Annotated in this window: 13 protein-coding genes; 5 read left to right on the top strand and 8 right to left on the bottom strand. The window is 66.0% G+C overall.

Features of this window, described 5'->3' with window-relative positions; genetic code table 11:
- Positions 1-44: 44 nt before the first annotated feature.
- Together J8I35_RS17445 and J8I35_RS17440 are read left to right on the top strand one after the other, a co-directional pair.
- The gene (locus J8I35_RS17445; RefSeq protein ID WP_050017522.1) at positions 45-761 is read left to right on the top strand and encodes a 16S rRNA pseudouridine(516) synthase; all 717 of its coding nucleotides are present in this window, start codon (positions 45-47) and stop codon (positions 759-761) included.
- Positions 762-867: 106 nt separating this feature from the next.
- Positions 868-1056, top strand: a complete 189-nt coding sequence (locus J8I35_RS17440) for a hypothetical protein (RefSeq protein WP_209926348.1) — start codon at positions 868-870, stop codon at positions 1054-1056.
- On the opposite strand, the gene J8I35_RS17435 is transcribed toward J8I35_RS17440, so the two are convergent.
- Entirely contained in the window at positions 1049-2074 is a 1026-nt protein-coding gene (locus tag J8I35_RS17435) for an NAD-dependent epimerase/dehydratase family protein (protein WP_209926346.1), read from the bottom strand. The two genes, J8I35_RS17440 and J8I35_RS17435, sit on opposite strands and share 8 nt — an antisense overlap.
- A gap of 107 nt (positions 2075-2181) precedes the next feature.
- On the opposite strand from J8I35_RS17435, the gene J8I35_RS17430 reads away from it, so the two are divergent.
- The 3 genes from J8I35_RS17430 (at position 2182) to J8I35_RS17420 (ending at position 5159) form a co-directional block, all read left to right on the top strand.
- Positions 2182-3213, top strand: a complete 1032-nt coding sequence (locus J8I35_RS17430; RefSeq protein ID WP_050017525.1) for a CDP-6-deoxy-delta-3,4-glucoseen reductase — start codon at positions 2182-2184, stop codon at positions 3211-3213.
- 292 nt (positions 3214-3505) lie between these two features.
- The gene (locus J8I35_RS17425; protein ID WP_050017526.1) at positions 3506-4690 is read left to right on the top strand and encodes an acetylornithine transaminase; all 1185 of its coding nucleotides are present in this window, start codon (positions 3506-3508) and stop codon (positions 4688-4690) included.
- A gap of 13 nt (positions 4691-4703) precedes the next feature.
- The gene (locus J8I35_RS17420; RefSeq protein WP_050017527.1) at positions 4704-5159 is read left to right on the top strand and encodes a GNAT family acetyltransferase; all 456 of its coding nucleotides are present in this window, start codon (positions 4704-4706) and stop codon (positions 5157-5159) included.
- Positions 5160-5183: 24 nt separating this feature from the next.
- On the opposite strand, the gene J8I35_RS17415 is transcribed toward J8I35_RS17420, so the two are convergent.
- The 7 genes from J8I35_RS17415 to ltrA form a co-directional block, all read right to left on the bottom strand.
- Positions 5184-5855, bottom strand: a complete 672-nt coding sequence (locus tag J8I35_RS17415; protein WP_209926344.1) for a DUF2278 family protein — start codon at positions 5853-5855, stop codon at positions 5184-5186.
- A gap of 232 nt (positions 5856-6087) precedes the next feature.
- Positions 6088-6804, bottom strand: a complete 717-nt coding sequence (locus J8I35_RS17410) for an ABC transporter ATP-binding protein (protein ID WP_050017530.1) — start codon at positions 6802-6804, stop codon at positions 6088-6090.
- Entirely contained in the window at positions 6804-7580 is a 777-nt protein-coding gene (locus J8I35_RS17405) for an ABC transporter ATP-binding protein (protein WP_050017531.1), read from the bottom strand. The genes J8I35_RS17410 and J8I35_RS17405 overlap by 1 nt, the downstream gene beginning before the upstream one ends.
- A gap of 23 nt (positions 7581-7603) precedes the next feature.
- Positions 7604-8773 (bottom strand): ABC transporter ATP-binding protein, encoded by a 1170-nt coding sequence (locus J8I35_RS17400; protein WP_006488940.1) that lies wholly within the window; start codon positions 8771-8773, stop codon positions 7604-7606.
- A 19-nt stretch (positions 8774-8792) separates the two neighbouring features.
- Positions 8793-9743 carry a branched-chain amino acid ABC transporter permease gene (locus J8I35_RS17395; RefSeq protein ID WP_021160758.1) on the bottom strand — a complete coding sequence of 317 codons (951 nt, stop codon included), beginning with the start codon at positions 9741-9743 and terminating at the stop codon, positions 8793-8795.
- A 211-nt stretch (positions 9744-9954) separates the two neighbouring features.
- On the bottom strand, positions 9955-10599 hold the full coding sequence (locus tag J8I35_RS17390) for an amino acid-binding protein (protein WP_209926343.1): 645 nt from the start codon (positions 10597-10599) through the stop codon (positions 9955-9957).
- Between the two features lie 282 nt (positions 10600-10881).
- Positions 10882-12129 carry a group II intron reverse transcriptase/maturase gene (ltrA, locus tag J8I35_RS17385; protein WP_348522270.1) on the bottom strand — a complete coding sequence of 416 codons (1248 nt, stop codon included), beginning with the start codon at positions 12127-12129 and terminating at the stop codon, positions 10882-10884.
- Positions 12130-12423 lie beyond the last annotated feature (294 nt).

Raw genomic sequence — 12423 nt, 5'->3', positions numbered from 1 at the left:
GTTCATGCCGGTCGGGCGCCGGCGCTTGATAGAATGCGCGCGCTATGGATCTCGAAAGCATTCTCTACACCCAGGGCTTCGGCTCGCGCCGCCAGTGCCGCGGCCTGATCGAAGCAGGCCGCGTCGCCGTCGCGGGCGCCGTCGCGCCCGACCCGGACGCCACCTTCGATACCGACGGCCTCGTGTTCACGGTCGACGATACGGCCTGGCCGTTCCACGCACGCGCGTATCTCGCGCTCAACAAGCCGGCCGGCTACGAATGCTCGCGCGATCCGCAGCACCATGCGAGCGTGTTCAGCCTGTTGCCCGCGCCGCTCGTCGCGCGCGGCGTGCAGTGCGTCGGCCGGCTCGACCAGGACACGACCGGCCTGTTGCTGTTGTCCGACGACGGCCAGTTCGTGCACGCGTACACGTCGCCGAAGCGCAAGGTGCCGAAGACCTACGTCGCGACCGTGCGCCACCCGCTCGACGATGCGCAATTGCACGCGCTGCGCACCGGCGTGCAACTACATGGCGAGCCGAAGCCGATCGCGGCCGTCGCCGCGGACGCCCGCGCCCCGCACACGCTCGCGCTGACCGTGCTCGAAGGCAAATACCACCAGGTCAAGCGGATGGTCGCGGCGGCGAGCAACCGCGTCGAATTGCTGCACCGCGAAAGCATCGGCGGGTTCACGCTGCCGGCCGATCTCGCGCCGGGCGCATGGCGGTGGCTCGACGAAGCCGACCTTTCCATGCTGCGCAATCCCGTCCAAACCCTGTAAGGGAAAATCCGCACGACCGTTCGGTGCCTGGCGGCCTCTCGACCGCAGGTTCCCCCGCTATACTGAAATCACAAGCTGCAAGAGCGGCGATGCAGGGGGAGACATCATGAACATCAGCCATTCTTTCGAACTGTCGTCCGTGATGATCGCGTTCGCGGTCATCGGCGTCATCGTGATCGGCGGCCTGCTGGCCGCGATGCATCTGAAGCACAAATATCATCCGAACCTGATCGGCGCGCTGATCGGTGCGCTGCTGTGCTTCCTGCTGATCGAGGCGTTACCGGCGCTCACCTGACGCCGCCCGGCGCGAGCGTTTGAAGGAAATCGTCTACGGTCGGATAGCGCAACGTCACGCACAATTCGGCCTTGAGCCGTGCGTTGGACAGGCGCCGCGACTCGCGCATGAACGACAGCAGCGTCGGCTCGAGCACGCGCTCCGCGTCCGCGCGGCTGACACGCGGCGGCTTCGGCAGGCCGAGCACCTGCGCGACCCGGTCGAAATACTCTCCCATCCGCAGTTCGGTATCGTCCGACGCGTGCACGGCGCGCGCCGGCTTGCCGCGCTCGGCCGCACGACGCAGGATCGCCGCGAGATCGTCCGCGTGGATGTGATTCGTGTACACGTCGTCGGCCGGCTCGAGCGCCGGCGTACCGCGCTCGAGCCGCGCGACCGGCAGACGGTTCGCCGCATAGATGCCGGGAATGCGCACGATGCGCGCGGACAGCACGCCGCGCACCGTCGCCGCACGCAGTTGCCGCTCGGCCGACACGCGCCGGAACGCGCGCGGGTTCGCGGGGCGCAGCGGGTGCGTTTCGTCGATGCGCGCGCCGCCGCAGTCGCCGTAGACGCCCGTCGTGCTGGCGTAGACCAGCCTCGGCGCGCGAAGACCCTCGGGTACAATACGCGCTGCCCGCACGGACGCGCCGGCCTGTCGCGCCGCGCCGCGCAGCGTTCGGAGCCGGCCGACTGCCGATGCCGGCGGTACCGCCGGCCGACGCGCGGGCATGGACGTTGCGGCGATCAGTGCACGCGTGCGCCGGTCGTCGCGGCCGCCGGATGGCGGCGGCGCGAGATGCAGGATCGTGCGGGCAAGGCCCGCGAGGCGGCCGAGCGTCGCCCGGCGATCGAGGTCGCCGACGATCGGCGTCGCGCCCGCGGCGCGCAGTTCGTCGCGGCGAGCCGGGTGGCTCGTCAGCGCGAGGATGCGCAGGTCGGGGCGCGCGTCACGCCATTGCGCGACGCAGCGCATGCCGACGTCGCCGCAGCCGACGATCAGTACGCGCGGCCGGCGCAGGATTCGTGTCGCGATCATGTTGGTTGCGAGATCAGTAGCCGCCGTTGCGCGACGCGCAACGGTTTTGCATTGTAGCTGCCGTGCGCGACATGCACGGTCCCCCCATTTTGTTCTAGTTTGGTTCTATGGCATTCAACGTCACTCTCAAGCAAAGCGGCCGGCAATTCCAGGTCGAGTCGGATGAAACCGTGCTGGCGGCCGCGCTGCGCCAGAACGTCCATCTGCCGTACGGCTGCAAGAACGGCGCGTGCGGCTCGTGCAAGGGCCAGATCGTGTCGGGCCAGATCGAACAGGGCCCGCACGCCGCGTCTGCGCTGTCCAACGACGAACGCACGCGCGGCCTCGCGCTGCTGTGCTGCTCGAAGGCGCAATGCGATCTCGAGATCGACGTGCGCGAAATCGCCGGCGTCGACGGCGTGCAGGTGAAGAAGCTGCCGTGCCGGATCGCCGCGCTCGAACGCAAGGCGGACGACGTGATGGTCGTGAAGCTGCAGTTGCCGGCCAACGAACGCCTGCAGTACCTCGCGGGCCAGTACGTCGAATTCATCCTGAAGGACGGCTCGCGCCGCAGCTACTCGATGGCGAACGCGCCGCACGAGGAAGGCCCGATCGAGCTGCACATCCGCCACATGCCGGGCGGCAAGTTCACCGACCACGTATTCGGCGCGATGAAGGAGCGCGACATCCTGCGCTTCGAAGGCCCGCTCGGCACGTTCTTCCTGCGCGAGGATTCCGACAAGCCGATCGTGCTGCTCGCGTCGGGCACCGGCTTCGCGCCGATCAAGGCGATCATCGAGCACGTGAAGCACTCGGGCATCACGCGTCCGATGACGCTCTACTGGGGCGCGCGCCGCAAAAAGGACATCTATCTCGCCGAACTCGCCGAGCAGTGGGCGCGCGAGATCCCGAACTTCAAGTATGTCCCGGTGCTCTCCGAGCCGGACGACGCCGACCGGTGGACGGGCCGCACGGGCTTCGTCCACCGGGCGGTGATCGAGGACCTGCCCGATCTGTCCGGCCACCAGGTCTATGCGTGCGGCGCGCCGGTGATGGTCGAATCCGCGCAGCGCGACTTCACGCAGCACCACGCGCTGCCGGCCGACGAGTTCTACGCGGACTCGTTCACGAGCGCCGCCGACCTCGCGCATCCCGTCTGAGCGGCGGGCGCGCCCGCGCCCCGCTGCGCGCCGCCGTGTCACATCCGTGGCATCGCGGCGGTTTACAGTGGGGCGCGGGATGCCTTATGCTTGCGCACATGAACCGCTTCCTGTCCGCTCTCCGACGTCGCCGCTCGCCGCTCCGCCCGGATGCCGCCGGCTCGTCACGGACTCGCGCGTAACCCTCCTCCGCTTCACCGGTTACGCACAAGCTGTTCGACCCACCAGCCACGGCCTTCCGTGGCTTTTTTATTGCCCGTTTCCCTTTCAACGCCCGCTGGAGTCTGCTGCCATGCCCCTGAACGATTATCCGATCGACTCGCTGATGTACATCACGAACCGCCCCGACATCGTGTTTACGCACGGCAAGGGTTCGTGGCTCTACGATCACACGGGCAAGCGCTATCTGGACTTCATCCAGGGCTGGGCCGTCAACAGCCTCGGCCACTGCAACGACGGCATCGTCGAAGCGCTGAAGACGCAGGCCGACAAGCTGCTGAATCCGTCGCCGGCGTTCTACAACGAGCCGATGGCGAAGCTCGCGGGCCTGCTCACGCAGCACAGCGTGTTCGACAAGGTGTTCTTCACGAACAGCGGCGCCGAGGCTAATGAAGGCGCGATCAAGCTCGCGCGCAAGTGGGGCCGCAAGTTCAGGAACGGCGCGTACGAGATCATCACGTTCGACCACAGCTTCCACGGCCGCACGCTCGCGACGATGTCGGCCAGCGGCAAGCCGGGCTGGGACACGATCTACGCGCCGCAGGTGCCGGGCTTCCCGAAGGCCGAGCTGAACAACATCGAGTCGGTCGAGAAGCTGATCACCGACAAGACCGTCGCCGTGATGCTCGAGCCGATCCAGGGCGAAGGCGGCGTGATCCCGGCCACGCGTGAATTCATGCAGGCGCTGCGCGCGCTGACGAAGCAGCACAACCTGCTGCTGATCGTCGACGAAGTGCAGAGCGGCTGCGGCCGCGCGGGCACGCTGTTCGCGTACGAGCTGTCCGGCATCGAGCCGGACGTCATGACGCTCGCGAAGGGCATCGGCGGCGGCGTACCGCTTGGCGCGCTGCTGTCGAAGGCCGATGTCGCGGTGTTCGAGGCCGGCGACCAGGGCGGCACGTACAACGGCAATCCGCTGATGACGGCGGTCGGCTATTCGGTGATCTCGCAGCTCGTCGCGCCCGGCTTCCTCGAAGGGGTGCGCGCGCGCAGCGAGTATCTGAAGCGCAAGCTGCTCGAGCTGTCGGAGGAACGCGGCTTCGAGGGCGAGCGCGGCGAAGGCCTGCTGCGCGCGCTGCTGCTCGGCAAGGACATCGGCCCGCAGATCGTCGAGAAGGCGCGCGACATGCAACCGGACGGCCTGCTGCTGAACGCCGCACGGCCGAACCTGCTGCGCTTCATGCCCGCGCTGAACGTGACGACCGAGGAAATCGACCAGATGATGGCGATGCTGCGGTCGATCCTCGACACGCTGTAAGGAGACCGCCGCGATGAATGCCGCCGCCGATGCTGTCGCGATCCGCCCGTTCGAACGCGCCGACACCGATGCCGTGCTCGCGGTATGGCGCGACGCGTTCCCGCAGTACGACGAGACCGGTGCGCCCCCGCACCGCGATCCGCTGCGATCGATCGAGTTGAAGCTCGCGACGCAGCCGGAACTGTTCTTCGTCGCGATCAGCGGCGCGCGCGTCGTCGGCACGCTGATGGCCGGTTTCGACGGACATCGCGGCTGGCTCTACTCGTTCGGCGTCGCGAACGACGCGCGCCGGCTCGGCGTCGGCCGCGCGCTGATCGCGCATGCGGAACGCGCGCTCGCCGCGCGCGGCTGCATGAAGATCAACCTGCAGGTGCTGCCCGGCAACGACGATGCATGCCGCTTCTACGCAGCGCTCGGCTATCGCGTCGAGGAACGCATCTCGTTCGGCAAGACGCTGCCGGTCGCGTAAAACCGCCGCCGGCCGCCGCGCGGCTCAGCGCGTGATCAGCCCCGCGCCCGGCAGCGGATTGCCGAGCGCGTCGGTCGGCACGGCCTGCTGCTCGAACGCCGCGAAATACGCGGCCCACTGCGTGTCGCTCACGCGCACGAGCAGCGCGCCGTCCTGCCACACGTCGTTGTGATCGTTGTGGTCGTCGCCCGCGCGATGCAGGTAGTTCGGACCCGTCGAGCCCTGGTTCATGTGCGTGTCGTGGATCCCGTTGCCTTGCGCATAGGTGCGGCCGAACACGACGACGTCGAGCCCCTGCGACTGCGCGGCGTTCACGAGCCGCAGCAGCGACGGGATCGGCTCCGGATGCTCGGTGCCGTCCATCGCCGCACTCGCGCGCCACGCGCCCGTGTCGCCCAGGATGTCGCTGCGCAGATAGTCGAGCGCGGGCAACGCCGTTTGCCCGGTCAGGTCCGTGTAGCCTTCGACCGCGGCCGCGAGCGTCTGCGTGACCGGATGATGGAAATCGTAGACGAGCTTGTAGTTCAGCAGGTCGTCCGCGTCGTTGGTACCGACGTTGATCGCGACGTCCCAGTCGCCTGCCGGCAGCGCCAGCGTCAGGTGAACGTGATACTGGATCTCGCTGCCGTGCGGCGAACCCTTCAGCTTCGCCACCGACTTCACCTTCGCCTTCACGAAACCGTAGTCCAGACTCATGCGCGTTCTCCGTGTGCCGACGGGTAATCGATGCTACGCGGCCCGTGTGTCGGTTTGCGGGCTGCGGGCGGCCGGCGCGCCAGCCGCATGCACGATCCAATAGTCGAATGGAGTCGCCTTCGTGCGCACAGTTCGACGCGAATCGCCCCATACGAAAAAAAGCCGTCACGGTTTCCCGTAACGGCTTTCGACAGCCCGGGTGCGACGCGCGCAACCGGACTCGTTCGATCGCTTACTCGCCCAGATACGCGGCGCGCACCTTCGGATCGTCGAGCATCTGCTTCGCGTCGCCTTCCATCGTGACCGTGCCCGAGTCCATCACGTAGCCGCGATCGGCTGCCTGCAGCGCGAGGCGTGCGTTCTGCTCGACCAGCAGCACCGTGATGCCTTCCTTCGAGATCTCGCGCACCACTTCGAAGATCTTCTCGACCATGATCGGCGACAACCCCATCGACGGCTCGTCGAGCAGCAGCAGCTTCGGCTTGCTCAGAATCGCGCGCGACATCGCCAGCATCTGCTGCTCGCCGCCCGACAGCGTGCCCGCGAGCTGCGTCGCCCGTTCCTTCAGGCGCGGGAAGAAGCCGAACATCCGGTCGACGTCCTTCTTGATCTGGTCGTTGTCGTTGCGCAGGTACGCGCCCATCTGCATGTTCTCGATGATCGACATCCGCGCGAAGATCCCGCGGCCTTCCGGCACCATCGCGAGGCCGCGCTTGAGCAGCTCGTGCGACGGCACGCCCTTGATCGACTTGCCGTCGTACTCGATGTCGCCCGCCGAGTACGGCTTCAGGCCGGTGATCGCCTTCATCGTCGTGGTCTTGCCGGCGCCGTTCGCGCCGATCAGCGTCACGAGCTCGCCCTGGCGGACTTCCATGTCAACGCCCTTGACGGCCTGGATGCCGCCGTAGTTGACCTGCAAGCCCTTGATTTTCAACATTGCCGCTGCCATCAGTGCACCCCTGCGCCGAGATATGCCTCAATCACCTTCGGATTCTTCTGCACGTCCTGCGGCAGACCCTCGGCGATCACCTTGCCGTAATCGAGCACCGTCATCCGGTTGCACAGCCCCATCACGAGCTTCACGTCGTGCTCGATCAGCAGGATCGTGCGGCCGTCCGAACGGATCTTGTCGAGCAGGCGCGTGAGTTCGACCTTCTCGGTCGCGTTCATCCCGGCTGCCGGCTCGTCGAGCGCGAGCAGCTTCGGGTCGGTCGCCAATGCACGGGCGATTTCCAGCCGGCGCTGGTGACCGTACGACAGGTTGCGCGACGTGTAGTCCGCGTACTGCAGCACGCCGACGTAGTCGAGCAGCTCGATCGCGCGTTCCTTGATCTCGCGCTCTTCCTGACGTTCGGCCGGCGTCTGGAACACCGCGCCGAGCAGCCCGTGCTTGGTGCGCACGTGGCGGCCCACCATCACGTTCTCGAGCGCCGTCATCCCGCCGAACAGGCGGATGTTCTGGAACGTGCGCGCGATGCCGGCCTTGGCCACCTGGTGCACGGCCGTCGGCGTGTAGTTCGTGCCGTCCAGCTTGAAGTCGCCGGAGTCCGGCGTGTAAAGGCCCGTGATCACGTTGAAGAACGTGGTCTTGCCGGCGCCGTTCGGGCCGATCAGCCCGTAGATCTCGCCTTCCTTGATCTGCAGGCCGACGTCGGACAGCGCCTGCAGCCCGCCGAAGCGCTTGTTCACGCCCGAGACGGACAGTCGGATTTGCTTGTCGCTCATGTGTTTATCCCCTTGTCCGTAGGTTACGCGCGCACCGGCTTCTTGCTGTTGCGCTTCGCCAGTTTCGCGATCTTGTCCTCATGCTTCGGCGCGGGCCACAGGCCTTCCGAGCGATACAGCATGATGATCACCATCGCGAGGCCGTACAGCGCCTGACGGATCACTTCCGTATCGACGATGTCATGACCGAACAGCGCATGCTGCAGCGGGCTCATCGTCGAACGCAGGAATTCCGGGAAGATCGCGAGCAGCACCGCACCCAGGATCACGCCCGGGATGTGGCCCATGCCGCCGAGCACCACGCACGCGAGCACGACGATCGATTCCCAGAACGTGAACGACTCGGGCGACACGAAGCCCTGGAACGCGCCGAACATCGAGCCCGACAGGCCGCCGAACGACGCGCCCATCGCGAACGCGAGCAGCTTCACGTTACGGGTGTTGATGCCCATTGCCTTCGCGGCGATCTCGTCTTCGCGGATCGCGGCCCACGCGCGGCCGATACGCGAGTGCTGCAGACGCGTACACACCCAGATCACCAGCAGCGAGCAGAGCACGAACAGGTAGTAGTACATGTACACCGACGGCAGCTGGAAGCCGAACAGCGTATGCGTCTGCGACAGGTTGAAGCCGCCGACGTGCACCGGATCGATGCCCGTGATCCCCTTCGGGCCGTTGGTGATGTTCACCGGACGGTCGAGGTTGTTCATGAAGATCCGGACGATTTCACCGAAGCCGAGCGTGACGATCGCCAGGTAGTCGCCGCGCAGGCGCAGCGTCGGCGCGCCGAGCAGGATCCCGAAGGTCGCCGCGAGCGCCATCGCGATCGGCACGATCAGCAGGAACGGCACGTGCAGGCCGTTCGGCGCGAGCGCCGCGATCCACTCGAACTGCGAGGTCAGGTGCGGCGAGCTCAGGAGCGCCGCCGTGTACGCGCCCACCGCGTAGAACGCGATGTAGCCGAGGTCGAGCAGGCCGGCGAAGCCGACCACCACGTTCAGGCCCAGCGCGAGCATCACGTACAGCATCGCGAAGTCGAGCACGCGGACCCAGTAGTTGCCGCCGGCCGAGCCGATCACGATCGGCGCGGCGATCACGAGGACCGCAGTAAGGAGGCCGATGACGACGGTCTTGGCGGTGTTGCGCTCTTCGACGAGCGACGTCGACGATTCGATCGGTTGAATGGATGTCATGTTGTTTGCTCCCCTTCCGTTACGCGCGGTCCGCGACCCGTTCGCCCAGCAGGCCGGACGGACGGAACACCAGCACGATGATCAGCACGACGAAGGCGAACACGTCCTGATAGTTACTGCCGAATACGCCGCCCGTGAGGTTGCCGATGTAGCCGGCCCCGAGCTGCTCGATCAGGCCGAGCAGCACGCCGCCGACCATCGCGCCGCCGAGGTTGCCGATCCCGCCGAGCACCGCGGCCGTGAACGCCTTCATGCCGGGGATGAAGCCCATGTAGAAGTGCACGTTGCCGTATTCGGACGCGATCATCACGCCGGCCAGCGCGGCGAGCGCGGAGCCGATCATGAACGTCGCGGAGATCACGAAGTTCGGGTTCACGCCCATCAGGCTCGCCGTATTCGGGCTTTCGGCGATCGCGCGCATCGCGCGGCCGAGCTTGGTCTTGTGCACGAGCAGCAGCAGGCCGCCCATCACGAGGAACGCGACCGCGATGATCACGATTTCGGTGACCGAGATCACGGCGCCGGGCGTCGTGTCGGTGGCCTTGATCACGTTGATCGGGTCGGTCGGCAGCAATTGCGGGAACGGCAGCGGGTTGCGCGACCAGATGATCATCGCAGCCGTCTGCAGCAGGATCGACACGCCGATCGCGGTGATCAGCGGCGCGAGGCGCGGCGCGCGGCGCAGCGGCCGGTACGCGACGCGCTCGATCGTGAAGCCGACGAACGCACAGACGACCGCGGCGATGCCCAGGCCGATCGTCAGCGTCGCGACGTTGCCGAGTCCGGGAAAGTGATTCTGCAGCACGGTGATGGCCGACAGCGCGACCATCGCGCCGATCATCAGCACGTCGCCGTGCGCGAAGTTGATGATGCCGAGAATGCCGTACACCATCGTGTATCCCAACGCGATGATGGCGTACACACTGCCGAGCACCAGCCCGTTGAGAACCTGCTGGACGAAAATATCCATTTAAAGCTCCTTGGCCCGTGCTGCCGGAGGACGTTGCGCCCCGCGGGTAAGCGAGGAATCGCGCCTTCTCGGCGACACTGCGGGTACTAGTCGATACCGGTAAGGGTGGATCGTCCCGGCGCGCGCCGCCCGGCCTGTACGGCCGGACCTGCCGCCGGAGCGGATACAAAAACGGCACCGCACTGATCCGGTGCCGTCATGAGTCCCGTCGCTAAATCGTCACGACATCGAGGACGGTGTTCGTGGCCTCCTTGAAGTCGTGGGGCAGCATGCCGAGACGGCCGTCGTCCGGTTTCCCGGCATCCGTGCCTTGGTCCGTCCGGTGCCATGCAAGCATCGCGCCAGGACGGATCGGATTCCGCGCCACGTCGCCCGACAAGGCGTTGCGACGGCCGCGCCCGACGTTCGTCAGGACTGCATCGGAATCCATCGTACGAACCAGACGGCGCGCCACGACACGGTCGGTCGCGGCGGCGCGCTGTTTCGTCGAATCGAATTGAAGGGGGAACAGAGGCGTCTGCACGCTGCCGGCAACGCCGCGATCGTCCGGCTTCCGTCGACCGGCGGCTTGCCGCGATGCAGCCGGCATGCCCGCTGCCGGACCGGTCGCCGGTCCAAGCGCGTTGATTTCCTCGATCGTCAAACGTGCCCCGTTTTCCTTGTCCCTGCCCTGTTGCACGAGACGGCGCGCCGATGGCGCCGCCCGTCCGGTTCCGGCGGCGCGCACGCCGCCGGCCGATGGTGCCGCGAACCCCGCAGCCTTCCTGCCCGCCCCGTCGTCGCTCTTTTTGCTGCAACCGGCAAGCATTGCAACCGGTGCGGCGACGGACACGGCGTAAGCCAACTTCACATGCATTGAATGGTCTCCCGCGCCTTGCCAAAACCCGTTTCAAAGCCATTCCGGCTTGAAAACGGCCGCATTGTAACTCCATTTATAGGCCGCCAATATTCCTGATTCGATGGGGTTTTCCTGCATTGCAACCAATTTTGAGACACGATTGCGCGAGCCGAGAGCAACCGGGTTGCACCATCGCTGGGAATAATGGTTGCGATATGAATTTCGAGGCATCGAGTAGGGTGAGGGGTTACCCCCTCAGCCCTCTCACACCACCGTACGTGCGGGTCCGCATACGGCGGTTCAGTTAATGCTCTGGAGGCGATCCACCGTGCGGCGGATCGAGATCAGTCCCCGTGCATCGAAGTAGGCATTAGGTAACGCCTGCTTCAGATGGTGAGATCCGGCGTTCCACCAAGGCCCTCGACCGTTCACGCTCGATTTCCATGCCCGCTCCGGATGTAGGCCCAGTGCGATCATGTTGCGTTCTCGGGTTCGGGGACGCTTCCACTGCCGCCAGATCAGGCAGCGCAAGCGCCTTCGCAACCATCCGTCCAGCCCCTCCAGCCGCTTGTGCTGCTGACTGAGCCGGAAGTAATTTGCCCAGCCCCGTAGTACCGGGTTGAGCTTCTGGATCGTCTGCTCAAGGGACCAGCTTCTCCCCTTCACCGTCAGTTCCCGCACCCGCGTCATCAATCGCTTGATGCTCTCCGGTGCGATCCGGATATGCGCTTGACCCAGTCTCACCGCCACCCGGTATCCCAGGAATTTCCGCGTGCTCGGCCGGGCCACCGCACTCTTGGTTTCGTTCACGCGCAGTTTCAAGACCTTCTCGAGATAGGCCCTGATTCCCGCCATGACGCGCTGTCCTGCTTGTTTGCTGCCAACGTAGATGTTGCAGTCGTCAGCGTATCGGCAGAACGCCAGCCCTCGGCTCTCCAGCCTCCGATCCAGGTCACTTAGCAATATATTCGACAGAAGCGGGGACAGCGGGCCGCCTTGCGGCGTGCCCTCCGTTCTCGCCTGCGTCACGCCGGCCGCCATCATCCCCGCTTCGAGGAAGCGACGAATCAGCTTCAGCGTCACCTTGTCTTGTACATGCCGCGCCACCCGGGCCATCAGCACATCGTGATTGACCCGGTCGAAGAACTTCTCCAGATCGATGTCGACCACCCAATGCCGACCACCCTGGACATAAGCTTGCGCCTGACGCACCGCGTCCAGCGCACTCTTGCCCGGTCGAAATCCGTAACTGCTCGCCGAGAACGTCGGCTCCAAGATCGGTTGCAATACTTGGTGCAGCGCTTGCTGAATCAGTCGATCCACCACGCTCGGTACGCCCAGCGTCCTCACCCCGCCTTGCGGCTTCGGTATGTCCACCCGGCGTATCGCTCGCGGTATGTACGTCCCTTCCAGCAGCGCTTGCTTCACACTCGGCCAGTGCATCTTTAGCCAGTCGCCAAGACCTTCCACGCTCAGCCCGTCTACTCCGGCCGAACCCTCGTTTCTCAGCACCCGACGGTATGCCCGCCTCATGTTGCCGCGTTCCACGACGCGCTCCATCAGCGCGTCGCCCTCCGATTTCGTTCGCCCGTATGTCGCCGTACCCGTCTGCGCACCTCGCGCGCAGCCCTGTGGCTTCCGGCCACCCCTCGCGCGCCCGGCCGCTGTCTCCAGCGCTTCTGCTTCCATAACAGGCTTCGAGATCATCCGTCCTACTCTCGGCATTCACTGTTCGGGCCTTCGGTCCCGGTACTCTTCGGCTCTCCGCCTTCGCCTTGACCTACTATGCCCTCTGCTGACTTCTGCTTCCGCATCCCGCCACCTCTCGACCACGGTAGCTGA

Origin of the sequence: Burkholderia sp. CpTa8-5 (genome assembly GCF_017815045.1) — a bacterium.
GTDB classification, from domain to species: domain Bacteria; phylum Pseudomonadota; class Gammaproteobacteria; order Burkholderiales; family Burkholderiaceae; genus Burkholderia; species Burkholderia sola.
The sequence above is the reverse complement of the archived record's forward strand: the minus strand, read 5'-3'. Positions and strand labels throughout refer to the sequence as shown.